The following is a 26,313-nucleotide window of genomic DNA, read 5'->3' on the forward strand; positions in this document are numbered from 1 at the left end:
GTAAAATGATTCTGGTGATGACATGGATGGAGTTTTGATCGTCAATAAACCGGCCGGGATGACCAGTCATGATGTCGTAAATCAAATTCGAAAAATATTACATACAAAAAAAGTAGGGCACACGGGAACGTTGGATCCTATGGCAACTGGCGTTCTCATCGTATTGGTAGGTAAAGCTTGCAAGATCTTACAGTTTTTAAACGATACGGATAAAAAGTATCAGGCAGAAATTGCCTTGGGGTTTTCTACAGATACGATGGATATACATGGACAAGTCTTGGAGCAAAAGCCGATCCAATTGAATTTTGATTTTTCGAATGTTTTAGAATCTTTTCTGGGAGATCATAGACAATTAGTTCCGATGACATCTGCAAAAAAAATCAATGGAAAAAAATTAATGGACTATCAAAGAGCCGGACAAGAAATTGATCCCGTCTATCAAACGATAAAAATCTATTCGATTCAAGCGTTGGATACAGATCAACTTGTTTTTGAAGTTCATTGTTCTTCTGGAACTTATGTCCGTTCAATATGTGATGAATTTGCAAGAAAAACAAATAATCTAGGATGTATGAAAAGTCTTGTAAGGACAGCTGTTGGTCGTTTTGATTTGAAACAGGCACAAACACTGGAACAAATCCAAGCAAATCCTCATTTCTATTCTATTTTATCGTTGTTAGATCATTTGCCCTCAATAGAAATAAAGGATCCCAAAGATGTCTATCACGGAAAACCGTTATCCTTGGATTCGGATTCAGAACTTGTTTTACTGACTCACGATCAGGATCCGATTGCAATCTATCAAAAAGACTGCTGTGGTTTGTATCGCAGTAAAAGGGGGTTATGGTAATATGGAGATCTTGAGAATCGATCATACTCATTTACCGCCTTTATCGGATTCCATTGCATGCATCGGATTTTTTGACGGTCTGCATAAAGGGCATCAAGCTTTGATCCTTGAAACCTTAGAACAAGCTAAAAAAGAATCTCTGCCTAGTTCTTTGATCACTTTTGATCCAGATCCATGGACCATTTTTCATCCGGATCGTAAAATTTATCATATCTTGCCTCTAGAAGATAAAATGAAGATTGCAGAAGCAATGGGATTGGATCGAGTGATCATATTACATTTTACTGAAGATTTTGCGGCTTTATCTGTATATGATTTTCATTTGCTTTTACACCATCTTCATATAAAACATTTGATCTGTGGCTTTGATTTTGCTTATGCATATAAAAATCAAGGAAATGTTGACACGCTACACAATCAAAACTTCTTCTCAGTCAAAGTGATCGATAAAATTCAAGATAAGAATGGCAAGATATCGAGTACGAGGATTGAGAATAGTCTTTTACAAGGGTGGGTGTTGCATGCTGCACAAATGCTTGGTGCTTGTTACAGTCTAGAAGGTATTGTCCAACATGGATATCATCGCGGATCTTCTTTGCTTAGCTTTCCAACAGCTAATCTTAGATTGAACCACGAGTATTTAATTCCTAAAGAAGGAGTTTACAGCGGATTGGCTGAATGGAAATCCATCTTATATCCTTCAATGATCAATATTGGAAAGAATCCAACATTCAATAACGATGCGCTTACTATTGAAGCCCATTTGATTGATTTCAACAAAGATCTCTACGATCAAAAGATTCGATTATATTTTGTAGATCGTATTCGTGATGAAATGCGATTTAGTGGTGTCTCAGCATTAAAGTCACAGCTGCAACGAGATATTTTAACAACCAAAGAACAGTTAAATGAACATTCAGACCTGATTACGACAACAGCAAAGCTTTGGAACAAAAATGTCTTTATGGAATAGTCTCTTTTTGTTATAATAAAGAAAGAAACGAGGGTGACAAATATGGCACAGGAATATATTACTTTAGAAAATCAAGATCAGTTGGGAACGGTTAAACTCAACAAAAGTGTATTTTCATCCATCGCATTAAATGTAATTGAAGAGGATGAAAATGTTAAGCTTGTTGAAAATACTCGACTTCGCAATTCAAATACATTATCAGCCCAGATTCAGGATAACCAACTGACAATGGTTGTTCCCGTTCAAATCAATTATAAAGCAAATGTTTCAGATGTTTGCGCTAATCTTCAACACAAGATCTTTGAAAGTATTTCTTATATGACCGGATTCAAACCTGAATCAATTGAGATTCAAGTGGTTGGATTTATCTTTTAGGGAATCTTAGGATTCCTTTTTTTTAAGGAGAACAATATGCCTGTTTCATTTGATGATTATTTAGTTGTGGGAATATCCAGTCGTGCTTTATTTAATTTAGAAGATGCAAATGCTGTTTTTGAACAAGATGGTTTGGAAGCTTATCGCGATTATCAGCTGTCTCACGAAGACGAGATCTTGCAGCCAGGAACTGGCTTTACTCTTGTTCAAAATCTTCTTTCTATTAACACGATTACGAATAAAAAGCTCGTTGAAGTTATCGTGATGTCTAGAAACTCTGCAGAAACGTCATTGCGGATCATTCATTCGCTGGATCATTATGGATTGGATATCAACCGTATGGCGATGAGTGGAGGAGAAACTATTTCTAGGTATCTCGATGCTTTTGGAGTCGATTTGTTTTTATCTTGTAACGAAGATGATGTCAATCAAGCCATCAACAGCGGATTTGCTGCCGGTTTGGTTTATAATACAGATCGTATTTATGAACAGCCGGCCGATCAGATTCGAATCGCTTTTGATGCTGATGCGGTATTGTTTTCTCCAGAAAGCGAACGTATTTTTAAACAAAAAGGGTTGGATGCTTTTGTTGAAAATGAATTACTCAATGAAGATGTGGCACTTAAAAAGGGGCCTTTAGCTAAATTCTTGTTTTGTTTAAGTAATTTACAACAAAATACAAAGAATCTGCATTTGATTCGGACGGCGATTGTTACTTCGCGTGATAAGAATACAGGAAAAAGAGTTCTTAAGACTCTGCGTAAATGGAATATCGATGTAGATGAAGTATTTTTCTTACAAGGAGCGGGAAAAACTGAAGTTTTGAAGAGCTTTGGCGCAAATATATTTTTTGATGATCAGGACATTCATGGACTTGGGGCCAGTGAAGTGGTCCCCAGTGCACGAGTACCCTATAAGAAAGGACAGGAACCAAAATGAATCGACACGAACAACGCGTTATCGCAATGAAGAGCATATATCAAAATTTACTTTTAGGAAAGGATATTCGACGGGCGGTTTATGATTTAACTCAGGGACAAAATGAAGTGGATGAGTTTCTATATGCATTGACAATTGAACTCATAGATAATAAAGATGCTTATATCATGCAAATCAATCAGAGTCTGCGTGAGGATTGGACTTTTGACCGTTTAAGTCTCCTTGAACAATCTATCCTTTTAATTTCCTACCAAGAATTAAAACAAGTTAAAACTGCCCGTGCTGTTGTTATCAATGAAGCCATCACTCTTGCCAAAGAGTATTGTGATGATTCTAGTTATAAACTGATCAACGGAGTATTAGATCGGCTATGAGTCAAGAACGGATCGTTGCGGTATCTAGTGTACTTCAGAGAATCAAAGTGATTCTTACCGAGACATTTGATTTTTCGCGTGTCTGGATCCAGGGTGAAATCAGTAATTTAACAAAACATAGATCAGGTCATTATTACTTTTCATTGAAAGATGAAAAAGGCGAGATGAACTGTGTCATGTTTTCTTCATATGTTCGTCATTTAGATTTTTCCTTAGAAGAAGGCATGTCAGTTCAAGTACAAGCTTCCGTTAATGTTTATGAACCTCGCGGTTCATTACAACTCTATGTTCGCAATATTCGACAAGATGGTCTAGGCGCTTTGTATCTTGAATATCAGAAACGATATAAAAAACTTAAGGAAGCAGGTTATTTTTCCGAAGATCATAAAAAAACAAAACCCGAGTGGTTTGATCATATTGCAATCATTACCGCCAAAGAGGGAGCAGCATTACAAGATGCTTTAAAAACGATTCAGCGACGTTGGCCGATGCTGAAGATCGATCTATACCCTAGTTATGTTCAAGGTAATCTGGCGCCAAAAAGTTTGATCAATGCGATTCAAAAAGCGGACCAAAAACAATACGATGCTTTATTGATCATTCGCGGCGGCGGAAGTTTTGAAGATTTGTTTTGTTTCAACGATGAAGAACTTGTTCAAACTCTATATAACTGTAAGACATATACCGTAAGCGGAGTGGGGCACGAGGTTGATACTACTTTATGTGACTTGGTTTGTGATCATCGTGCTGTTACTCCAACAGCGGCAGCGCAATGGGTCACGCCAGATCAGATCGAGATTTCTCAGAAGATTCGAGCTAGTCAAAAGCAAATCGAGAGTCGGATCCATACGATTTTACATCATCAGATGTCACAGTTGAAATATATTCAAAATCATCCTTATTTAAAAGATCCTTTGTCTTGGGTATATGAGAAGAAGATGCGGCTTGACTATGCGCAAGAGACTTTGGAACATAGTCGTTATCGTCTTCAACAAAACAAAGTACAATTGTTGAAGATCGATCATGAACTCTTCCAACAAATCAGACGTTTTTTTCATCTGAGAGCAATAGATATATCTCAAAAAAACAATCAATTAACGCAAACGATCCTGATGGTACAAGAACGTAGAAAACAGCAATTTGCGCAAACTATGCTTTTATTGGATGCATGCAGTCCTTTAAAAATATTAGAACGGGGTTATAGCGTTGCCTTAAAAGGTGAAAAACCAATACACGATATCAAAGAACTCGAAATCAATGATCCTATCAAGGTCATTGTTGAAAAAGGATCGTTTGATGCACTTGTTATATCGAAGGAGGAAAAAACATGGCTGAAAAACAATTAAAATTTCAAGAAGCAATGAAACGCCTTGATGCGATCGTTAATCAACTCAACGATCAAGATTTAGAGTTGGAGACCGCAATGGATTTATTTGAAGAAGGATTAATGTTATCAAAACAATGCTCAAGGCAATTGGAAGCCTTTGAAACAAAAGTCAATCAATTAATGGAAGTTCAGGAGGAGACTCATGAAGACCCTGAAAAATGAGTTTGAAGAATATCTGCAAAGCACTCTTCAAAAGGATATACCAAGTAAAACAAGAGAAGCTATGAATTATTCCTTGATGAATGGCGGCAAAAGAGTTCGTCCTATGATTTTGTTTGCTTTGTTACAAGATGCAGGAGTAGATCCACATAGCGGATTTTCATGTGCAGGAGCTATTGAGATGATTCATACATATTCTTTGATTCATGATGATCTTCCTTGTATGGATGATGATGACCTTCGCCGTGGTCATCCTACTTGCCATAAAGCATTTTCGGAGGCAATTGCTGTTTTAGCAGGAGATGCTTTGTTGACAAAAGCATTTGAAATTGTTCTTGAATCGGATGCTTCTGACCTTCAAAAAGTTAAATTAGTTAAATCTTTGAGTGAATGTGCCGGAATCAATGGAATGATATTAGGACAAGATCTGGATATGCAGACTGAAAATCATCCGCTGACCTCTTTTGATGAGTTAAAAAGAATAGAAATCTATAAAACAGGAATGCTGTTGAGTTTACCCATGCGTTGTGCCTGCGTTCTCAGTCAGCAAGAAGAACATATAGAAGCTTGGACCCAAATTGGAATTTTATTGGGAATCCAATTTCAAATCCAGGATGATATTTTAGATAAAACACAAACTAGTGAAGTTTTAGGAAAATCAACGAGTGATGAAAAAAATGACAAAGCAACTGCCATCTCTCTTTTGGGACTCCAAAAGGCTTCAAAAATTGTCTTAGACCTTGAACAAAAGATCAAAGATCAGTTAAATCAGATTCCCGGAGACCACGATTGCTTCCAGCAAATCTTAAACTATTTGATTCAACGTAAATATTGATAGGAGATGTTTATATGCAGATATACGATATCAAAGATCCTTCGCAGATCAAAAATCTTTCGATGAAACAGCTCGATGTGCTCGCTCAAGATATCCGTCATTTTTTGATTCAAAATATCTCAAAAACCGGCGGTCATCTTTCCAGCAATCTTGGTATCGTAGAGATAACTATAGCTATGCACTATGTTTTTTCTTCACCTAAAGATAAAATGATTTTTGATGTCGGGCACCAATCGTATGTTCATAAGATCCTAACAGGACGTTCGACAAAATTTGCGACATTGCGAAAACTGAATGGTTTATCTGGATATCAGAAACGATCGGAAAGTCCTCATGATTGTTGGGAAGCTGGTCATTCTTCTACTTCATTAAGTGCCGCTTTAGGTTATGCGATCGCAAGAGATGTACAACATCAAAACTATGAAGTTATTGCTGTAATTGGAGATGGCGCTTTGGCTGGAGGCATGAGTTTGGAAGCCCTAAATGATATAGGTGCTCAAAAACGCAAGATGATCATTATTTTTAATGACAACGCTATGTCGATTTCAAAAAATCGTGGCGGCGTCGAAAAAAGAATCACTTCGATCCGATCGAGTCATTTGTATCGTTCTATGAAAAATGATATAAAAGTAACACTGCCTCATAATAAAATGGGGGATGAAACTTTAAAAGTTTTTTCCTCGATTCGTGATCGTATCAAATCCGGATTGATCGATGCTCCTTTGTTTCAAGAGTTTAATTTAGACTACTTAGGGCCTGTGGATGGCCACAATATACCAGCTTTGATCAAGGTCTTTGAAGCTGCAAAAGAGCATGATGGTCCTATTGTTGTCCATGTACGGACAAAAAAAGGAAAAGGGTATCGATATGCTGAACAAGATAAGATTGGTCAGTGGCATGGTGTTTCGCCCTTCAATATCCAAACAGGACAACCTTTGATGAAATTGCCGATCAATGAAAAAACCTGGTCAAATATCATCAGCGATGGTCTGATTGAACTGGCCAAAAAGAACAAAGATGTGGTTGCGATCACGCCTGCTATGGCACAGGGGAGCAAACTCTTAAAATTCGCCAAACTTTTTCCGGATCGTTTTTTTGATTGCGGCATTGCGGAAGAACATGCGATAACGATGGCAGGTGCTATGTCGTTAGGTGGTCTTCGTCCATTTGTCAGTATATATTCATCTTTTCTTCAACGTGCCTATGATCAGATGAATCATGATTTAGGAAGAATGGATCTTCCTGTCGTTATAGGGATCGATCGAGCCGGTTTAGTAGGGGATGATGGAGAAACGCATCAAGGTGTTTTTGACATTTCTTTTTTACGATCCATTCCGAATTTGATCTTATCTCAACCAAAGGATGCTCAAGAAGCTTATGATCTCTTATACACTGCGTTTGCTACCAAACATCCATTCTGTATTCGATATCCTCGCGGTCAGACAGCGGTTACTGACAAAATAGACTTTCATTTGATTTCGATTGGATCTTGGGAACGCTTCGATATTGGTTCTGATCCCAAGGCAATCATCATCAGTTATGGTCCGGATGTTGATCGCATCATACATACGATACACGAAAACAATTTATCTATGATCGTTGTAAATGCTCGTTTCTTTAAACCGATCGATCAAGAAATGTGCAAGGAACTTTTTAATCTTGATCTTCCCATTTATGTCTATGAAACAGATGTCAAAATTGGCGGTTTATCAAGTGCTGTCTTAGAGTATCAAAACGAAATAGAAAATCATATCCATATTTTAGGAATTGATGATCACTATGTTCAGCATGGATCGATTCGCTCTCTTCGAAAAAAGGAACATATCGATTTAGAAAGTTTATTCAGGGAAATTGAGCGTTATGGACAAGATTAGGTTGGATGTCTTAGCCGCAAATCAAGTCTCGACAAGAACAAAAGCTCAAGATCTGATCAAAGCAGGAAAAGTAAAGGTAAATGGAAGAGTAATGCTTAAACCTAGTTCTTTGGTCGATCCTAAAGATCAAATCGAAATAGATCAAAGAGACATGTATGTTTCTAGAGGGGCATATAAACTAAAAGCTTGCTTAGAAGAAAATGATGTATGTCTAGACCACCAAGTTGTTCTAGATATAGGGGCAAGTACTGGTGGTTTTACACAAATTTGTTTAGAATGGAATGCCTTAAAAGTATATAGCTTAGATGTGGGGCATTTCCAGTTGGCTCCTCTTTTGGAAGAAGATGATCGTGTAATCAAAATGGAAGGGAAAAATGGTCGTTATATCGAACCAGATTGGTTTGATGATCCCATTGACTTTTTATGTATGGATGTCAGTTTCATTTCTTGTAAGACGATATTAAAACCGGTTTTAGAAAAAATGAAAATTCGCCATTGTGCTATCTTGATCAAGCCGCAATTTGAATGTGGTCCACAATATTTGAATGCTAAAGGAGTATTGAAGAATACGCGAGTTCAAAGATCGATATTAGACGATATGCAACACTTTATGTTTCAATATTATGAAAAAATCCATATTATGGAAAGCCCCATTAAAGGACGAAACGGCAATCAGGAATATATGTTATATGCAGACAAAAGGAGGGATCTTTCGTGATTGAACAATTATTTGTCAAAGATTATATCTTATTTGATTCAGCCATGATCGATTTTTCAAAAGGAATGTCTGTCATTACAGGAGAAACCGGGGCTGGAAAGAGTTTGTTGATCGATGCCATAGGGTATTTAATGGGTGGACGTATCCAGGGAAATATCGTTCGGAAAGGCAAAGATCGTTGTATACTTCAGATGGTATTAAGCCTTCCTGATGGTTCCATTTTAAAAGAATTAGAGGAGAATGGTTTTTTTATCGAAGATGAGCTCATCATCCAAAGAATTATCCAATCGAATCAAAAAAGTTCAGTGAGAATCAATCAACAGACTACAACTTTAAGCTTTGTGAAGAAACTCTGTTCACAATTGATTGATGTCCATTCTCAAATGGATACCTATTCCTTAATGGATCCTCGTGTTCAAATGGATCTGTTAGATCAATACTCAAATGCTTTAGAATTACGAAATCAGGTCAAAGACGCTTTTAATGCCTATGAAGGTGCAAACTCTTTATATCATAAAATTGAAGGGGAAGATTTAAATATTGATCAGTTAGATCTTTTAACAGAACAATGCAATGAAATCGACTCGCTCTATATGACGCCAGAGGAATATGATTCAATGGAACAAAGAATCGAGGAGGCATCGCATGCGCAAAGGTCGATTGATTCATTGTATGAGAGTTTAAGATTGTTAAATCAAGAAAACGGAGTTTTGGACAATCTTTATTCTTTAAGTAAAAACTTGAATGAAGACACTGTTCTTCAAGAAAAGGCATCATGGATCCAGGATATTTACTATACTTTGAATGAGTTTAAAGATGAGATTGAAAAACGAAAAGAAGATCTTTTGCAAGGAGTAGATCAGTTGGATGAACTTCAAGAAAAAAAGTTCAAGCTCAAAAAAGCAATTCGTAAATATGGCGGGTCTTTAAATGCGATGTGGCAGCGAAAAGAAGAATTAATGAATCAAATCGATGCGATCTTGCATCGAGAAGATTTGTTGGAGAAGCTTAAAAAAGATTTGGACGCGAAAGAACAACATTATTTAAAACTTGCAAATTTGCTATCTCAACAAAGAAAAGACCATTTTCATGCCCTGTCTTTGGCTTTAGAAGATCATTTTAAGGATCTGATGCTAGAACACGCTCGCTTTAAAGTGAACTGCACTCCAAAACCTTATTCCGCTAACGGCATCGATCAAATTGAATTTGTAGTTTCAATGAATCCTGGACAACCTTTTTCACCCTTAAAACAATCTGCATCAGGTGGAGAATTATCTCGTTTAATGTTAGCTTTAAAAGTTGTATTTCAGACAAAAAAATATACTGAAACCTTGATATTTGATGAAATAGATACGGGAGTGAGTGGAAAGGTTGCATTGAAAATGGGAGAAAAAATGCGTATTTTGTCTAAAAACTATCAAGTGCTCTGCATTACGCATCTTGCAAGTGTTGCAGCCTGGGCTCAAGATCATTTCACTGTGATCAAAACGTCAAATGAAAATGAAACAACAACAAAAGTTGTTTTGCTTGACTCTGCTCAATGCATTGATGAACTTGCTGTTATGTCTAGCGGTACGCTGACTGAAGCTTCTCGCCAAGCTGCTCAAGATTTAAAAAAGCGCACTGAAGGAACTTTTTATGGCTAGAGTTTTGTTTCATGTAGATCTCAATGCGTTTTTTGCTTCTTGCGAAGAATTAAAAGATCCTTCATTGAAAAACAAACCCGTGGCCGTAGGTTCACTATCTAAACGAGGTGTTTTATCGACCGCAAATTACATTGCTCGCGAATATGGTGTACATTCTGCTATGCCGGTATATGAAGCGATAAAAAAATGTCCAGATCTTATAATTGTACAAGGAGATTATGCATATTATCGGTCAGTAAGTTCTCAGTTTTTTGATCTTCTGAAGAAATATACGCCTTTAGTTGAGCCTTGTAGCATTGATGAAGGGTTTATGGATGTAACGGAAATCATCAAGCGCTTTAAACGTCCTTTAGATTTGGCTTTCCAGCTCCAGGACGAGCTCTATAATCAGCTAGGTTTGAATGTATCGATTGGGGTAGCACCCACTAAATTTTTAGCTAAAATGGCTTCTGATATGCGAAAACCAAAAGGAATCACCGTTTTGAGAAAATCAGAAATTTCGACAAAACTGTATCCTTTGCCAATAGAGTCTATCGTCGGATTGGGAAAGAAAACAATACCATTCTTGAAAGAAAATGGAATCGTAACGATTGCCGATTTTGCTGATGATAAAAACAAAGAATTCATTTTGCGAACTCTTGGTAAAAACGGTTATGCTTTGTGGATGAAAGTGCACGGAAAAAGCTCGGATCATTTAGATGTCTCTTCCAGCCGTAAGAGCATATCTTTATCTAGAACTTTCGAGCGCGACTTTTATACAATGGATGAGGTCCTAAATCAAACGCGTTTATTAACAAAAGAACTCAGCCAAAAAATGATTCATGAAGGGCAAATGGGCAAGATGATCTCCTTATCGTTGCGTGATACTGAATTCCACAATATTGTTCGTTCTATCAATTTAGGAACATATACGAATAGCTTTCCGATTATGAATCAAGCCATTCAGAATTTAGTGGAAACTTATTTTGAACCTGTTGGATATCGTCATATCGGAATCCACATGGGTTCTATTAAAAACCACGAAAAAGTTAACCAACAACCGACGATCTTTGAAGAAGTCGTTCCTGATACAGAAAGAATACTAGATACATTGAATAGACAACTTCAGGATAAAGTTTTTTTTAAAGCCAGTGATTTGTTAAAGAAAGAGAATTCTGATGAGTAAATTACAGTTAGATTATTTTATAGACCCAGAAAATAAAATCTATCAACATCCCGAGCACTTTCATTTTAATACCGATTCTAAATTGTTAGCTAATTTCATGAAAATCAAACCGAACGAAAGAGTTTTAGATATCGGATGTAACAATGGTGCTTTGCTAAGTATATGTGATCGTGAAGAGGTATCCGAATTGGTGGGTGTTGAAATATTGAAAGAACCATGTGAGGTGGCACGAAAAAACGCTTCCTCTTTTAAACATCCAGTTCAGATCATTCATTCTTCCATTATGGATTTTCATGATCAACCATTTGATGTAATTATTTCGAATCCTCCTTTTTTTCCTGTACAAAGTACTCACGAGCAAACGAAGATCGATTTGCGACAATTAGGACGAATTGAAATAAATCTTACTTTACAACAGCTTATCCAATGTGTTTCGCGCTTGCTTAAATCAAATGGGAGGTTCTATTTTGTTCACCGCCCGAATCGCCTCAATGAAATTGCTCAGACTCTTTATCAATATCATATGCAGATGAAAACAATACAATTTGCATACGATCAAAACATTGTCAAATCGGTTTTGATCGAGGCCATTAAAGAGTCTAATTGTGACTGTAAAGTACTTCAACCGATATTTATTCGATGATAGAATGTAAATATGAAATTGTTAGAAGCTTTAAATGATTACTTATTAGAAATCAAAGTAGTGGAAAATCGTGCGAATAATACTTTCAAAAGTTATCAAAGGGATCTAAAAGTGTATATTGATTTTCTTCAAGCTAAAGGAATTCAGGAAATGGAATCGATTACATTAGGAGATATTGAAGATTTTCTGATGTTTTATTTAGATAGTCATGCCCCAAGCAGTGCCAATCGCATGCTTTCCAGTATCCATGGCTTTCATGAATTTACTTCTGCTAATCATCCGCACATCAAGAATCCGGCTTTTAGTGTTCGTGGTGTAAAAAAGAAGAACCATTTGCCTACATATTGTACGCAGATGGAGATTCAGAAATTGTTTGATTCTTTTGATCAAAGTGATCAATCCATTTATGAAAAAACGATTTTAGAAGTATTATACACTTGTGGACTTCGGGTCAGTGAATTGTGTGATTTAAAAACAGTTCAAATTCGTCTTCAAGAACGGATCTTGAAAGTGCAGGGAAAAGGAGATAAAGAACGGATTGTCCCAATAGCGTCGAGCTGTATCGAACAAATGAAACTCTATCAGAATATTGTACGTTCGCAATGGATCCGTAAAAACACTCCTTATTTTTTCATTAATCGATATGGCAGACGTTTGACCAGACAATATGTTCATCTTTTGATTAAAAGAAAAGTAGAAGAGTGTCATTTAGATCCGCGTATTTCGGCGCACAGTTTACGTCATAGCTTTGCCACACATCTCTTGGAAGGAGACGCTGATCTTCGTGTAGTACAAGAATTGTTGGGACACGCTGATATTCAGACAACCCAGATCTACACGCATATTCAAAATGAAAGATTGACAAAAGCCTATGATCAGTATTTTAATTTTCTAGGGGAATCTAAGGAGGAATAATACTATGTCATGTGAAGGATGTCCTAATCAAGGATCTTGCGGGAAGGATCAATCTTCTTGCCAGATTGAAAACAATCCAAATAATCATATTAAAAAAATCGTTGCCGTTATGTCTGGAAAAGGCGGTGTAGGGAAATCAACCATCACTGTTATGTTAGCTAAGTCTTTGGCGAAAAAAGGATTGAAGGTCGGAATCATGGATGCCGATATTACCGGACCAAGTATTCCGCGTTTATTTGCTGCTGAACATGAGCAGGCATATGCTACAAAAGAAAACTTTATTATCCCTATTGAAACAGCGGATCATATTAAGATCATGTCTTTAAACTTCATGATGAAAAATGAGAGCGATCCGGTGATTTGGAGAGGACCGATCATTGCAGGTGTCGTTAAACAATTTTATACGGATGTGATCTGGGGAGATTTAGATGTTTTATTGATTGACATGCCTCCAGGAACAGGTGATGTCGCACTAACGATTATGCAGTCATTGCCTGTAAGCGGTGTCGTTATGGTATCAACGCCTCAGCCGATGGTTTCGATGATTGTTTCAAAGGCAATCCATATGTGTCATCAAATGAGTATTGCAGTGTATGGTGTTATTGAGAATATGGCATATTTGGAATGCCCGAATTGTCAGGAAAAGATCGACTTTTATGAAAAAAGTGATCTGGATTCTTTTATAAGAGAAAACGAAACAAAAATTTACTGTACATTACCAATGTTGGATTTAATCCGCGATATCAATCAGTACGCCGAATATAACGATAACCAAAAAGAAATCATCGAATCACTGATTTCGGATACTGCTTGTAGTTTGTGTGATGATTTACACCTAGAATGCCACAAATAATAATAATTCGCAAAAATAACAAGCGGATGTATCTAAGAGTCAAGGAAGGAAAAATTGTTGTTACAGCACCTTTCTGGGCCTCTGATAAACAAATAAACGGATTTATAGATAAACATGCGGAATGGATACAAAAAAAGCTTTTAGATAAAAACATCTTTTTGAAAGATGGAGACACGATCACTATCCTGGGAAATCCATTTCAAATTTCATTTACTGAAAATTTAATAGATATCGAAGATCATCAGATCTGGATTCCAAACGATCAAAAGATATTTCAGGCTTTTTTGATCGAACGGACAAAAAAATATCTATATTCTCGTTTTCAGGAATTATCAAGTCAGATGCAAATATCTGGTATTAAACTCAAATTTGGTTTTTATAAAACAAAATGGGGAAGTTATCATCCGAAAACCAATTGTATTCGTTTGAATATGAATTTGATCTTCACAGATAAAGAGTGTATTGATGCCATCTTGATACATGAGCTTTGTCACGTTCGATTTCAAAATCATCAAAAAGAATTTTATCAAGAAGTAGAAAAGTGGATGCCCTCCTATCGTAAAGCGGTGCGTCGCTTGCGTACATACAGTATTCCAAAAATAAAATAAAGACGCTTAGGTCTTTACACGTTAATTTCTGCGTGTAAACCTAATGCGTCTTTTTCTTTAGATAAAACTGGATCTATATAATCTTGGAAAAATTCAACGGTCTGCTGAATGGATCGACCGACGAATTGAATTGGATCCATTATACTTAAAATTTGTTCTTTGGACATACCAAAATTTGAATCATTAGCGATACGGTCGATCAAATCATTTGGTTTGCCTTCTTCCTTAACCACCTTTCCAGCAGCCATGGAATGTTGACGGATCAGTTCATGAAGTTCTTGTCGGTCTTTACCGGCTTTTACAGCATCCATCATAATATTTTCGGTCGCCATAAAAGGTAATTCTTTTTGAAGATTTGCTTCAATAACCTTTGGGTAAACAACGAGTCCATCTGTGATATTTAAATATAAATCCAAAATACCATCGATTGCCAAGAAAGCTTCTGCAACACTGATTCGTTTGTTGGCAGAATCATCTAATGTTCTTTCAAACCATTGTGTACTGGCTGTAATGGCGGGGTTTAATGCATCACAAATTACATAATTACTAAGTGCAGCGATACGCTCAGAGCGCATAGGATTGCGTTTATAGGCCATGGCACTTGAACCGATTTGTCCTTTTTCGAACGGCTCCTCAATTTCTTTCATATGTTGAAGCAAGCGGATATCATTTGAGAATTTATGAGCACTTTGCGCAACACCTACTAAGGTTTGTAATACCATCGTATCGTATTTTCTTGTATATGTTTGACCAGAAACAGGGAAGTATGAGTGATATCCCATTCTTTCACAAATCTTTTGATCGAGTGCTTTAACTTTGTCAGTATCGCCTTCAAACAGTTCCATAAAACTTGCTTGCGTTCCGGTTGTGCCTTTGCATCCTAGAAGTTTTTTGTTTTCTAACAAATGTTCTATTTCTAAATAATCCATGTAAAGATCTTGCGCCCATAGACTGGCCCTTTTGCCTACAGTAGTAGGCTGAGCGGGTTGAAAATGTGTAAAAGCCAAACAAGGCAGATCTTTATAGGATAATGCGAAATCTTTCAGTTTAGACAAAACGTTGACGATTTTCTTTTGAATCAGTTCCAATGCTTCATGCATGATGATCAGATCTGTGTTATCACCAACATAGCACGAAGTAGCACCCAGATGAATAATTCCTTTGGCTTTTGGGCATTGCTGTCCGTAAGCATAGACATGTGACATTACGTCGTGACGAACAATTTTTTCGCGCTCTTTCGCAACTTCATAATTGATATCGTCTTTATGTGCAATCAATTCTTCAATTTGTTCATCTGTAATATCTAATCCCAATTCTTGTTCGCTCTGCGCTAAGGCAATCCATAGCCTTCTCCAAGTTTTGAATTTTTTTTCATTGGAAAACAAGGCTTGCATTTCTTTAGAAGCATAACGTTGAGAGAGGGGAGATTGATAGTATTCGTTCATCACTATTCACCAAATCCCATTCGTTTAAACACTTCTTGATAAGCTCCTTCTGGATCGCCGAGATCACGACGGAAGGTATCTTTATCCAGATGTTTTCCTGTTTTGATATCCCAGTAACGACATGTATCAGGACTGATTTCGTCAGCCAAAACGATTGTACCATCTGAAGTTTTCCCGAATTCAAGTTTAAAATCAATCAATTCGATTCCGATACCGGCAAAGAATTCTTTCAATACTTCATTCACCGTGAATGCGTATTTTGTAATCGCATCGATTTCCTCTTGAGTGGCCGCTCCAATCGCTTTAGCCATATAAGAGTTGATTAGAGGATCTCCTAAATCATCGTCTTTATAGCTGAATTCCAATGTGGAGCATTTTAATTCTGTTCCTTCAGCGATTCCTAGACGTTTTGAAAAGCTGCCAGCGGCTTTATTACGGATAATTACTTCCAATGGAATAATATCTACTTTTTTAACAACTGTACGGCGATCATCGATTTCTTCCACAAAATGAGTTGGAACTCCTTTTGTTTCTAATACTTTCATCAAATAGTTTGTCATACGGTTGTTGATAGCACCTTTTCCTACGATAGTTCCTTTTTTTTGGCCATTAAAAGCCGTAGCATCATCTTTGTAATCAACGATTACATAGTTAGGATCATCGGTTGCATACACCTTTTTTGCCTTACCCTCATAAATCATGTCCATTTGTTTCATGTCTATATTCCTCCCATAACAGTACCATTATACTTTAGCTATAGATGCAATTCAATGTGAAAACTTCTTGAAATTGATTCACTTGTTTTCATAGGGTATAATGAAACCTGGGGAGCGGATTTCTATGAAAACTCTTTCTATACTCACAACAAAAATAACAGCCAGTTTATTAAAACTTATTGGACGAGGTGGTTCCATGCCTGGTTCGATTGGATTGAAACTGGATCCTAATATTCTTTCAAAACTGCATTTCAATGGACCTGTAGTTTTAATAACTGGAACCAACGGAAAAACCAGCACGGCAAATATGATTGCCGATCTTTTTCAAAATGCAGGTTATGAAGTCGTAACAAACCGAAAAGGAGATAATTTAAAGGCTGGTATCGTAACAGCTCTTTTAACCAACGCCTCGTTGTCAGGTAGAATCAGAGGTTCTGTCTGTGTTTTGGAGGTGGATGAACTCAATGTTCGTCATATTTTGCCATATCTTCCTGTAAAAGCTTTTGTAGTCAATAATTTTTTTCGAGATCAGTTAGATCGCGCTCGTGAGATGGAGCAGTTGATCGAATCTATCGAAAGAGTTTTACCGGATTATAGAGGAGAATTGATTTTAAATGGGAATGATCCAAATGTTGTTCGACTTTCTTTAAAAGCTTCTAAAGCGCATTGTACTTATTTTGGGCTCGATCAAAACCGTTATTCGCTACTTGAAACGAATGAAGCCAGTGAAGGGAAGTTTTGTCCGGTATGTGGCCATAAACTTCATTATGATTATTATCAATATTCCCATATTGGGTCTTTTTCTTGTACGAACTGTGATTTTAAAACACCGGAAATCAAATATCCGCTGCAGAACATCGACCTGGAAAAAGAAACGTTTTTTTACCAGAATCAAAAGATTCAATCCCCTTACGAAGGGATGTATTCCATGTACAATTGTGCTGCCGTTCTTGCTGTGAAAGAGGTATTTCACCTTGATCTCGATGCAGCAATCCAAGTTTTTCAAAATGCACCCCAACCTTTGGGCAGAAATGAACATTTTTCATATAACAACCAGCAATGCATTTTAAATCTAGTCAAAAATCCAACTGGAGCTAATGAGGTCATGAAAGTTATTGATAAAGATAATGACACTAAGGTTATTTGCATTGTATTAAACGATCATGAACAGGACGGTACGGATGTTAGTTGGATTTATGATACATTTTTTGAAAAAATTTGCAAACAGTCCACAAAAAAAATCGTATGCACTGGTACGAGAGCCTATGATATGGCATTACGGATTTATTATGAAAACTATAATGGCAATATCGAAGTAATAGAGTCACTAGATAAAGCCATTCAAGAATCCTTGAAGCCTGGACTTAAAACATATGTGATTGCAACATACACTGCGCTATATCCCACAAGAAACACAATTGTAAAGGAGATGGGCCAATGAATTACTCCCTAGATGTTTGTTGGATGTATCATGATATCATGGATCTTTATGGTGATAAAGGAAATATGATGGTCTTAAAGAAACGTTGTGAAGATCGAGGCATAAAGTTTACATTAGATACATGCGGGATCCAGCAAAAGAAAGATCTTTCAATTTATGATCTTGTTTTTTTGGGTGGTGGTGCCGATAAAGAACAGATCAGTTTGATTCCAGATCTATTGTCTCGTAAAGAAAATATTCAAAAAGCTATGGATGAAAAGACATTTATCCTATTAATCTGCGGAGGATATCAATTGTTTGGCCAATACTATATTGCTGCGGATGGTTCTAAAATCAATGGTTTAGGATTTTATCCATACTATACAGATACAGGAGAACAAGGTAAGCGATGTATTGGCAATATCATTATCAACGCTAAATTAGATGATCTCGAGACTAAAATAATTGGCTTTGAAAACCACGGAGGACAAACAAAAAATGTAGACACACCTCTTGGAAAAGTCATAAAAGGTTACGGAAATTCTTTTGATGCCGGATTCGAGGGGTTTTATAACGGGAAGATTTTAGGGACATATTTACATGGTCCATTATTGCCAAAGAACCCGGAAGTTGCCGACTTTGTGATAACTAAAGCATTACAGAAAAGGCATCCATCCTTTTCGTATTCAGATCTTTCTTTAATCGATAATCCTTTCGAAAACAAAGCAAGGGAAGTTTTGTTACAACGTTTTCAAATCAAATAGATAAGGTAGGGGATAAAATGAAAAGATTGACTGCATTATTAAGTGCTGCTTTTTGTACTTTTGCTCTAATTGGATGTACACCTAAAGAACCATCCGTTGAGATCACCGATGATGTTAATTTTGAATTGCTGGATGTGATGACAATTACAAATGACGAAAGTAATTCCATCTATTATTATTACATGGCTCAAATATCAAATGATTCAAAAGAGACCTATACAACTGATGAAGTTATCTATTCCATCACGGATCAAGGAAATGATGAAATCAATCCAATCGATGAGCATGAATCTATGCCTATTTCGACTGTGCTTCCTGAACAGACTGCATACATTTATGGATATATCGGTTTTCCGAATTCGAATCAAGAAGATATGGGGTTTTATTTTAATGGTATAGATCAGTTTGTTTCATTTGAAAGTGTCAATATTCGTCTAGCAGACAATCACGATATTCAGGATTCGGACCAACTTAAATTTACAATCTATGAAGATTCTGCTCTCAAAATTGTTGTCGATGCCACTCAATGCGATGCAACATTTGAAAATGGAACCACAACATTATCGAATTTTATTATTACGTATACGAATAAAACAGAGCAGCAAATCGCAGTTCCATATTTTGAACCACAGGCAACATTAAAAGGATTAGATCTCGACGATTTTACATCTTTAGGTGATTTCTCTAAAATGAATGAAGAAGAAATTAAAGATATAGATTTTACTCAAAATAGTTTAGAACCTAAAACATCTGAAATTAAAGGGGAAGCTTATGGATATGTTGTGGAATATTTAGATCCAGAGCAATCTATAGACTGTAATGTCGGGTTTACATTTGAAAATGCTGCTATCAATTATAAAAGCGGTACAGAAAATTGTTTTGATCTAGATTTAGTTTCCAGAGCCTTTGGAGTTACACATTCTATGGAAGTTTCGTCCTCCGACCAAAAAGCATCTTAAGATGCTTTTTATTTTATCCTAATCATTTGTGATTGTCTGAGATGCATTGAAAATCCATATTGTTTATAACTATACATATAGATGTAAATTAGAGAACCAATTCAAGATTAATATTATTTAAATACATCTTGATATAGATTTCATTATATAAGTTTTCGCTGAAACCGATTTAATATCAAAATAACATATAAAATAGCATCTTCAAAACATAACATAATATACATTATGCGAAGTATTCAGCATTTAAGAATTGATTCACTTTTTTAAAATTGTGTCATTATACAATATAAGATGAAACTAACAATTAAAATGAAACCAACGAATAAAAATGTACTGTTTTCACCTGTTTTTTATACAATTAGAATGAAATCAACGTACTTTTTATCCATATAATAGGTGATGCTTTTTCTCAAATTAAAATGAAACGAGTTGTTTTCTCCTTCGGACATTTTATACAATAAAAATGAAACCAAATACTATTTACTTGAATTTGTATTGTACAACTAAAATGAAACCATCTATACTTACCTTTTACTTCATTTATTTTAATATAACAAAAATGCACCCATAACAGAGTGCAAGTTTATTATTGAGTGATTGCTTGAAGCATTTCTTCTTGAGTGGTTTATTCTTCCCTCGAGCTCTGAGTTTTGGCTTAGTAAGTTCTGAGATGATGGTTTGTTTGATTTCTCTATTCGACATATCGTCTAAGCCTTTCTTTATTAGTTTATTAAAACATTTTTCTATTTCGATTCTATCAAAACCGACGTTTTCAATATCCTTAATAATTGGTTCTTTAATCTTCGCAATATTTAACATCATATCTGATAGTTCTATTTGCTTAGCTTCAGATTCTTTATTCTGCTCTTCTGATTTTTTGAGCAGTTCTTTTAGATGATTTTTCGTTTCTTCTGAAGCTTTTTTTAAGCAATTATCTGACATAGGGTCCTTTAAGAGATTGTTTAATTGTTTCATATAAGGGAAATATTTTCTACTTACCATCCTTACGTAGTCACCATTCACCTTAGGTTTCTTCCCTTTCTTTTCAAAGTAATAGATATGCATCATGACATATAAACTTATTAGCTGGTCGATGATGCCATAACTGCACTTTTTCAAAGCATTTACCATATCTTCATCACAATCTACCCAGGTGTCAAACCATTGATAATTCATCATGAAACTTACGATATTCTTGAAATAGGAATCATTTTCTGTATATGTGGATGCATCTATGAGTGTACCTACCCTTCTTGCGTTTCTTAGATTAATGAACATCTTAGAATATGCATCTTCGGTACCAATGACTGCAATAGATATTTTAGTAGCATTTACGATTGTCATTAAACCTTCAAACGAATTCTCTTTTGTATGCTTAAAGTCTATTAACTGTATTTCATCCAAAAGAATGATTCCTATATTAAATGTCTCAATCAATTCAATTACTTTATTCATTTTAGAGGATAATCCTTTAGTCTTTAGAATGACCTCTTCGTAGTAAGGTTGAATATTTCCTAGCGCCCTATCAACTGCTTTTCCTATTGAAATATACATTTCATTGAAGTTACTGTTTGGAAGGCAATTCACAACTAAATATACTATCTGAGGAATAACGTCTTCACTTCCCGGTACTTTATGAAGTATCACCTGTGGATAATCCATTAATAGTTGTTTTAAACTGGTTGATTTCCCTACTCCACTATATCCTAATAAGGCAAATGAAGAATTAGCAGAATCGGCAGCATCTCCATACATTTTCTGATGTAGTATTACATCTTGATTAACAATATTGGCAGGGATTTTGGCTTTCGTATCGCGATAAAGCTTCCTTAATCTATAGGAGTTTACTAGAGAACTATGAAAGGCATCCTCTAATTGTTTTTGAAAGGATAGACAGATACGAAACTTGGTTCTCATTTCATTCACTGCCATAATCTTTTCATGCACGGTCATTTTCTTAACGTTTTCAAAGTCATAATCAGCCAGACCCTTTGTATACTTTAACATTAACTGTTTGTCATCATCTTTAGCAGGTGGAAGTGCTGCAATAAATGGGTTTTTCACATCAGACTCAGTACCATTTTCAATGTAAATTGCTTCTACAGGTTCTTCATCTTCTAATAGTTTTCTATCATATTGATTGTCTGATTTTCTTAGTTTTTGGTTTTAATATTCCATTGATAAGCTTTCATATATAACTCTCCTTTCTAGTCTTCTTCGTAAACAATTCCGTATTTTTTATCTTCCTCTTCTTCCAGTGCGAGCTGAGCTGCCATCAATGCCTTGATTGGGTCATACGGTTGTTTTAATTCTTTTGTATTGTCTTTTAACAAGCGAGATTCGATATCATTATTAGAACGATTTGAATCACGTTCATTTTTACGAGTTTCTATCATATTCTTTGAATCCATTTCTTTATTATTCTGCTTTTTAGCTGTCTTAACCATATTGTCGAATACAGCTACTCTAGAACTTCGAATAGTTTGTTGTTTTGATTATTTTCTTCTCTTAATAGTTTCTCATTTTCTAAGAAATCAAGCCTCTCTTGTCTAGTGCTATTTATAAAGTCACTTTGTCCTCTAATGTCTTCAATTAAAGAAGCAGACGTTAAAACATTAGATACAGGATTCATGTAATATAAGTTCGTAATATTTCGTTCATCATATCTGCAATCAAAAGGTTCACTTCTATTCCCTGTATGAATCATTACTTATATATATTTTTGCAAGAGATATTAATTCAGTTTTTTGTTATAAAAAGCAGGCTATTAACCTGCTCTTTTATTATAACGACTTATAATAAGCCTCAATCTTTTTAGCCATCAAGATACGTCTTTCCTTCAAGAATTCCTCATAATTCTCTACCGTATATTCTGTAAATCGGCTAGGAATACAGTTCTGAGCAAAATTATGTTGTAATTCTTGACTATCAGTAATACTACAGATATCTGTTTTACCTTCCTGCATTTGTTGCAAAACAGTACTCATGTATTCCTTCGGTGATTTATCCTTGATTTTAACGTTAATTTCAGACTGTGCATATACATAATTTGCTATTTGATTGTAGATTCCCCGGACATCATACCCATTTTTTTGCAAGTATTTTTTCGGGAATAGATGATGTACATCTCCTCGCTGCTCAATCATATCTTCTACTTTGATGTTTGCGCTCAAGAATCCCTTATTTCCCTCTTTAATTTGTGCCATAAGGTACAGATTAAAGAACGGACTGCTTGCGACAGACGTATCTAAGCGAGTAACAAGGATATTCTCCCAATAAGCATCGGATAAATTCCCTTTTTCTTCATTTTCGATAAAATCAAGAGGGTTATCATGGAGGTTAAAACGCTTAATATCGTAATCAAACACAGATTCTGGTGAACCTGAATAACGCCCTGTTAAGATAGTCAAAATAAGCCATTTACGAACGCTTTTCTCTATGATATTGGAATTCACACCTTTATTCTTCAAGACAAGATATAAGATATATCCAAAGTTCAAAACGTTCTGCGAACGAATCAAAGATTTATCAATGATTCCTACCGATTTTACAATCATCAAATATCTTTGGTAATTTGTTTGATTTACAAAATCTTGGACTCCTTCGTATAGTTTTTGAAAAGAATCCTTTGTAATTTCGTCTAAGTATTCCCTCGTTTCAAAACTACGCCCAGACAATAAGCTTACCAAATCTGATAGCTTCCCGCGGGCAAATTTAGATGTAAAGGCAACACGAAGAACATCGCTGTATGAAGGAACATAAATATCATCCGTTTCCTTTATAATCCATTTGATTTTATTGAAAGCTTCCTGATTACAGAATTCTGAATCGTTTTCTTGAATCTGCTCAATATCCATTGGACGTTGCTTCAGATGACAGAAGTAATCGATTGTTTTTCGAATGATACCTCCACCATATTCATCATTTGAAGAAATTTTCGACATAGCAAAATCTGCCTGTGACAGTACAACACCTTTTGAGTTGATGCGAATAAAAATTTCGGTTACAGTTTCGATATTTAATTCTGGAGATAAATCAATCACTCCGATACTATTCGTACGAATTGATAGTAGCTTCTGTATAGTTTGGTTAATTTTATTTCCGGCAATGTTATTGACATTAGCATAATTACTAACAAATTGAAAACTATCAAAAGTTGGTTGAAAAATCTCAGATATATCTGGAATCCATTCTGTATTTTTTCCTAGGGCAGGATTATACACTTCAAATTTTTCTGTTATTGGATTAAAAGAAATTTTAATTCGAACCCTTTTATAATTCTCATTAATAACCATCTGTCCAGCTATAGCTGCTGTTAGAGCTGTGATTCTTTGTTGGCCATCGATTAAAACCTTCTTGCCAATAGATATAGTTCCATCTTTTAGTTTTACATCTGGATTTTTCCACGTAATAATATAGCCAACTGGATATCCGTTATAAAGAGAATCGATTAAATCTCTAACTTTTGAAGAATCCCAGACAAATGGACGTTGTATTTCTGGAATAGCAATTTCATCAGATTTAATCCATCCAAGAAGATTTTCTACTGAATTATTATTAACTACATATTGTGCCATTGTATTTCCCTTCCTAAATATTTTTATATTTATTATATAAGAAGTTGAATATAGAGTTAATATATTAAATGTCTAAATCTTCTTCCTTGCCATTCTTTTCACGCCATGCTCTATATTCTTTTACATCAGATTCCACTAATTTCCAACACGCAGCAACTACAGCTGCATCATCAAAATAGCCTACAATTGGAATGCTATCAGGTAGAATATCAATTGGTGAAACAAAATAAATCAAGGCACTAATTATAGCTAAAATAGTACCAATTGGAACATCTTTATATTCACCTTGAATGTAACTCTTTAATAATGAAGCTAGTACAGGTATTACACTTAGTTGTGTTCCGATATATGGTACTTTTTCTAATTTTTTTTCAAGTCGTTGAAGTAACCTTTCAAGTTCATCTTTATCCTTTAATATTTCTTTAGCTTCTTCATAACCTGAAGTAAGTGCTTTTTCAGCTTGTTCTTCACTTATCATTTTTTTCTGTTCATTCATAAACATAACTCTCTTTTCTTTTTATCATAATTATAAATGTAAGCAGTTTCAAATTCCATAAAATGAACATAAATATTATTTATTGAATTTTGAAAAGTAAGCTAACATATTAAATTTTTGTTCTAAATATTCATTATTTCATATTTTTAATATATTATATAAAAAACAGATTACAAACGTAATGCTTTAATCTATCGATTACTAATTATGCGCAGAATTTTCATATACTCTTACGATAGGTTTTATAACAGAAAGGAAAATACACATAATGAAAAAAATCAAATCTATTTCAATTTTAATTATTGCAATTTTATCAATTGCAGCAGTTTTAGTTGGAGTAAAAACAAAAATTGACAAACAAAACGATAATCTTACAGTTATCACTAAATCTACATTAAAAGAAATGATTAATATTAGCGACTTATCAACTTATGAAGCTATATACAATGGTATAGCTACAGTTAAAAACACAGAAAATAAGGACCGAATCGACTATTATGTATCTTATGAAGCTACAGTTAAAGCAGGTATTAACTTTGAAGAATTAGAAATACAGGTTGACCAAGACAAAAAAATTGTTACAGTAACAATTCCAGAGATAAAAATCACAAAAACAAACGTAGATATTTCTTCTCTAGAATACATTTTCATTAATAATGATGCAAATACAGAAACCGTTTCTTCAGAAGCTTACAAACGTTGTGTCGAAGATGTTGAAAATGAAGTTAAATCAACTGATGCAATTTATAATCTAGCAAAACAAAATGCAACAAACTCTGTCGAAGCATTGATAAGCCCTTTTCTAGAACAAGCTGATAATGAATATAAACTAAAGATTATTTAGAAAGCATAGGTGACAGTATGAAAAAAATTTTAATACGATTTCTAACAGCAATCATAGGTGTTTCATGTGTTGGTTGTACTAAAGATAAATCGGATATGGGATTAGATGTTTCTCAAATGAAATCAATCTGTGAGTTAGCTACAATAGAATGCTATTATCACAATGTAGCAAAATACAAAGATGATGATGTTGAAGGAATATTATGGTGGAAAAAGGATAGAAATTTTTGGATGGAATATTCAGGAGTTGTCACGGTCGGTATTGATATATCACAAATCGATATTGATGTTCATGATGAAAGTGTAACTATTACAATCCCTCCTGCAGAAATTTTAGGGGTAAAAGTTGATGAAACTAGTTTAACAGAAGATTCTTTCGTTATTGCTGAAAATTCAGCAAAGGTAGAAGCAGAACATCAAACTGAAGCGTTTAAAGATGCTCAAAATGATATGGAAAAAGAAGCAAAAAATAATTCTACACTACTTTCAAGTGCTCAACAAAGAGCTCAGAAACTTTTAACAGATTATATAGATAACATCGGTAAACAAACAGGAAAAGAATATACAATTACATGGAAATATATTGATAATTCAGAAAATTCAAATACAGAATAACAAATTTAAAAGGCTACTTATTTTACAAAGTGGCCTTTTAAATTGAATTAAATAAATCTTTCAATTAATGAGAGTGTAATATAAACCGTGTAAGTTGAGAGCGTACGGCTCAGCTCACACGGTTTTTTATAGCTTCATGCTATCATAGAAGGAGAAAAGGAAAT

28 protein-coding genes are annotated in these 26,313 nt (G+C 35.1%); 21 read left to right on the forward strand and 7 right to left on the reverse strand.

Annotated features, from left to right (window positions below):
• Window positions 1-22: 22 nt before the first annotated feature.
• From truB to HNQ43_RS06890, 16 genes are read left to right on the forward strand one after another with little or no spacing between them, the layout of a single operon-like run.
• Window positions 23-850 carry a tRNA pseudouridine(55) synthase TruB gene (truB, locus tag HNQ43_RS06815; protein ID WP_183376149.1) on the forward strand — a complete coding sequence of 276 codons (828 nt, stop codon included), beginning with the start codon at window positions 23-25 and terminating at the stop codon, window positions 848-850.
• A 1-nt stretch (window position 851) separates the two neighbouring features.
• Window positions 852-1,823, forward strand: coding sequence for a bifunctional riboflavin kinase/FAD synthetase (locus tag HNQ43_RS06820; RefSeq protein WP_183376151.1), 972 nt, complete (start codon window positions 852-854; stop codon window positions 1,821-1,823).
• A gap of 42 nt (window positions 1,824-1,865) precedes the next feature.
• The gene (locus tag HNQ43_RS06825) at window positions 1,866-2,198 is read left to right on the forward strand and encodes an Asp23/Gls24 family envelope stress response protein (RefSeq protein WP_183376153.1); all 333 of its coding nucleotides are present in this window, start codon (window positions 1,866-1,868) and stop codon (window positions 2,196-2,198) included.
• A 36-nt stretch (window positions 2,199-2,234) separates the two neighbouring features.
• The gene (locus HNQ43_RS06830; RefSeq protein WP_183376155.1) at window positions 2,235-3,137 is read left to right on the forward strand and encodes a 5'-nucleotidase; all 903 of its coding nucleotides are present in this window, start codon (window positions 2,235-2,237) and stop codon (window positions 3,135-3,137) included.
• Window positions 3,134-3,511 carry a transcription antitermination factor NusB gene (gene nusB / locus HNQ43_RS06835; protein WP_183376157.1) on the forward strand — a complete coding sequence of 126 codons (378 nt, stop codon included), beginning with the start codon at window positions 3,134-3,136 and terminating at the stop codon, window positions 3,509-3,511. Before HNQ43_RS06830 ends, nusB begins: the two co-directional genes overlap by 4 nt.
• Window positions 3,508-4,857: an exodeoxyribonuclease VII large subunit gene (xseA, locus tag HNQ43_RS06840; protein ID WP_183376159.1), complete on the forward strand. Its 1,350-nt coding sequence runs from the start codon at window positions 3,508-3,510 to the stop codon at window positions 4,855-4,857. The genes nusB and xseA overlap by 4 nt, the downstream gene beginning before the upstream one ends.
• Window positions 4,839-5,060, forward strand: coding sequence for an exodeoxyribonuclease VII small subunit (gene xseB, locus HNQ43_RS06845; protein ID WP_183376161.1), 222 nt, complete (start codon window positions 4,839-4,841; stop codon window positions 5,058-5,060). Before xseA ends, xseB begins: the two co-directional genes overlap by 19 nt.
• The gene (locus HNQ43_RS06850) at window positions 5,041-5,892 is read left to right on the forward strand and encodes a polyprenyl synthetase family protein (RefSeq protein ID WP_183376163.1); all 852 of its coding nucleotides are present in this window, start codon (window positions 5,041-5,043) and stop codon (window positions 5,890-5,892) included. Before xseB ends, HNQ43_RS06850 begins: the two co-directional genes overlap by 20 nt.
• A 14-nt stretch (window positions 5,893-5,906) precedes the next feature.
• Window positions 5,907-7,766: a 1-deoxy-D-xylulose-5-phosphate synthase gene (gene dxs, locus HNQ43_RS06855; RefSeq protein ID WP_183376165.1), complete on the forward strand. Its 1,860-nt coding sequence runs from the start codon at window positions 5,907-5,909 to the stop codon at window positions 7,764-7,766.
• Window positions 7,753-8,484 (forward strand): TlyA family RNA methyltransferase, encoded by a 732-nt coding sequence (locus HNQ43_RS06860; protein ID WP_183376167.1) that lies wholly within the window; start codon window positions 7,753-7,755, stop codon window positions 8,482-8,484. Before dxs ends, HNQ43_RS06860 begins: the two co-directional genes overlap by 14 nt.
• Window positions 8,481-10,130, forward strand: coding sequence for an AAA family ATPase (locus tag HNQ43_RS06865; RefSeq protein WP_183376169.1), 1,650 nt, complete (start codon window positions 8,481-8,483; stop codon window positions 10,128-10,130). Before HNQ43_RS06860 ends, HNQ43_RS06865 begins: the two co-directional genes overlap by 4 nt.
• On the forward strand, window positions 10,123-11,295 hold the full coding sequence (gene dinB, locus HNQ43_RS06870) for a DNA polymerase IV (RefSeq protein ID WP_183376176.1): 1,173 nt from the start codon (window positions 10,123-10,125) through the stop codon (window positions 11,293-11,295). The genes HNQ43_RS06865 and dinB overlap by 8 nt, the downstream gene beginning before the upstream one ends.
• Complete coding sequence (locus HNQ43_RS06875) at window positions 11,288-11,938, forward strand: tRNA1(Val) (adenine(37)-N6)-methyltransferase (RefSeq protein WP_183376178.1); 651 nt, start codon at window positions 11,288-11,290, stop codon at window positions 11,936-11,938. The genes dinB and HNQ43_RS06875 overlap by 8 nt, the downstream gene beginning before the upstream one ends.
• 12 nt (window positions 11,939-11,950) lie before the next feature.
• Window positions 11,951-12,853, forward strand: a complete 903-nt coding sequence (locus HNQ43_RS06880; RefSeq protein WP_183376180.1) for a tyrosine-type recombinase/integrase — start codon at window positions 11,951-11,953, stop codon at window positions 12,851-12,853.
• A 4-nt stretch (window positions 12,854-12,857) separates the two neighbouring features.
• Window positions 12,858-13,706 carry an Mrp/NBP35 family ATP-binding protein gene (locus HNQ43_RS06885; protein ID WP_183376182.1) on the forward strand — a complete coding sequence of 283 codons (849 nt, stop codon included), beginning with the start codon at window positions 12,858-12,860 and terminating at the stop codon, window positions 13,704-13,706.
• 26 nt (window positions 13,707-13,732) lie between these two features.
• Window positions 13,733-14,314, forward strand: a complete 582-nt coding sequence (locus HNQ43_RS06890) for a M48 family metallopeptidase (protein WP_183376184.1) — start codon at window positions 13,733-13,735, stop codon at window positions 14,312-14,314.
• A 14-nt stretch (window positions 14,315-14,328) separates the two neighbouring features.
• Here the strand turns inward: HNQ43_RS06890 and purB are convergent, their stop codons facing one another.
• Window positions 14,329-15,759, reverse strand: coding sequence for an adenylosuccinate lyase (gene purB / locus HNQ43_RS06895; protein ID WP_183376186.1), 1,431 nt, complete (start codon window positions 15,757-15,759; stop codon window positions 14,329-14,331).
• 2 nt (window positions 15,760-15,761) lie between these two features.
• A complete protein-coding gene (gene purC / locus HNQ43_RS06900; protein WP_183376188.1) occupies window positions 15,762-16,475 on the reverse strand; it encodes a phosphoribosylaminoimidazolesuccinocarboxamide synthase in 714 nt (237 codons plus the stop codon).
• Between the two features lie 124 nt (window positions 16,476-16,599).
• Here purC and HNQ43_RS06905 point away from each other — a divergent pair, with 124 nt between their 5' ends.
• From HNQ43_RS06905 to HNQ43_RS06915, 3 genes are read left to right on the forward strand one after another with little or no spacing between them, the layout of a single operon-like run.
• Window positions 16,600-17,916: a Mur ligase family protein gene (locus HNQ43_RS06905; RefSeq protein ID WP_183376190.1), complete on the forward strand. Its 1,317-nt coding sequence runs from the start codon at window positions 16,600-16,602 to the stop codon at window positions 17,914-17,916.
• The gene (locus HNQ43_RS06910; protein WP_183376192.1) at window positions 17,913-18,659 is read left to right on the forward strand and encodes a type 1 glutamine amidotransferase; all 747 of its coding nucleotides are present in this window, start codon (window positions 17,913-17,915) and stop codon (window positions 18,657-18,659) included. Before HNQ43_RS06905 ends, HNQ43_RS06910 begins: the two co-directional genes overlap by 4 nt.
• A 17-nt stretch (window positions 18,660-18,676) precedes the next feature.
• Entirely contained in the window at window positions 18,677-19,618 is a 942-nt protein-coding gene (locus HNQ43_RS06915) for a hypothetical protein (RefSeq protein ID WP_183376194.1), read from the forward strand.
• Between the two features lie 540 nt (window positions 19,619-20,158).
• Here the strand turns inward: HNQ43_RS06915 and HNQ43_RS06920 are convergent.
• The 5 genes from HNQ43_RS06920 to HNQ43_RS06940 all read right to left on the reverse strand — a co-directional run bounded on the left by HNQ43_RS06920 (window position 20,159) and on the right by HNQ43_RS06940 (window position 24,691).
• Window positions 20,159-21,682, reverse strand: a complete 1,524-nt coding sequence (locus HNQ43_RS06920) for an AAA family ATPase (RefSeq protein WP_183376196.1) — start codon at window positions 21,680-21,682, stop codon at window positions 20,159-20,161.
• Window positions 21,683-21,825: 143 nt separating this feature from the next.
• Window positions 21,826-22,065: a hypothetical protein gene (locus tag HNQ43_RS06925; RefSeq protein ID WP_183376198.1), complete on the reverse strand. Its 240-nt coding sequence runs from the start codon at window positions 22,063-22,065 to the stop codon at window positions 21,826-21,828.
• A gap of 14 nt (window positions 22,066-22,079) precedes the next feature.
• Window positions 22,080-22,325, reverse strand: coding sequence for a hypothetical protein (locus HNQ43_RS06930; protein WP_183376200.1), 246 nt, complete (start codon window positions 22,323-22,325; stop codon window positions 22,080-22,082).
• 76 nt (window positions 22,326-22,401) lie between these two features.
• Window positions 22,402-24,195 carry a GmrSD restriction endonuclease domain-containing protein gene (locus tag HNQ43_RS06935; protein WP_183376202.1) on the reverse strand — a complete coding sequence of 598 codons (1,794 nt, stop codon included), beginning with the start codon at window positions 24,193-24,195 and terminating at the stop codon, window positions 22,402-22,404.
• 64 nt (window positions 24,196-24,259) lie between these two features.
• Window positions 24,260-24,691, reverse strand: a complete 432-nt coding sequence (locus HNQ43_RS06940) for a YkvA family protein (RefSeq protein ID WP_183376204.1) — start codon at window positions 24,689-24,691, stop codon at window positions 24,260-24,262.
• A gap of 268 nt (window positions 24,692-24,959) precedes the next feature.
• Here HNQ43_RS06940 and HNQ43_RS06945 point away from each other — a divergent pair, with 268 nt between their 5' ends.
• Entirely contained in the window at window positions 24,960-25,535 is a 576-nt protein-coding gene (locus HNQ43_RS06945) for a DUF4230 domain-containing protein (protein WP_183376206.1), read from the forward strand.
• A gap of 17 nt (window positions 25,536-25,552) precedes the next feature.
• Complete coding sequence (locus tag HNQ43_RS06950) at window positions 25,553-26,149, forward strand: DUF4230 domain-containing protein (RefSeq protein WP_183376208.1); 597 nt, start codon at window positions 25,553-25,555, stop codon at window positions 26,147-26,149.
• The last annotated feature ends 164 nt before the right edge of the window (window positions 26,150-26,313 follow it).

The sequence above is a fragment of the Faecalicoccus acidiformans genome (assembly GCF_014202635.1).
Classification (GTDB): Bacteria; Bacillota_I; Bacilli_A; order Erysipelotrichales; family Erysipelotrichaceae; genus Faecalicoccus; species Faecalicoccus acidiformans.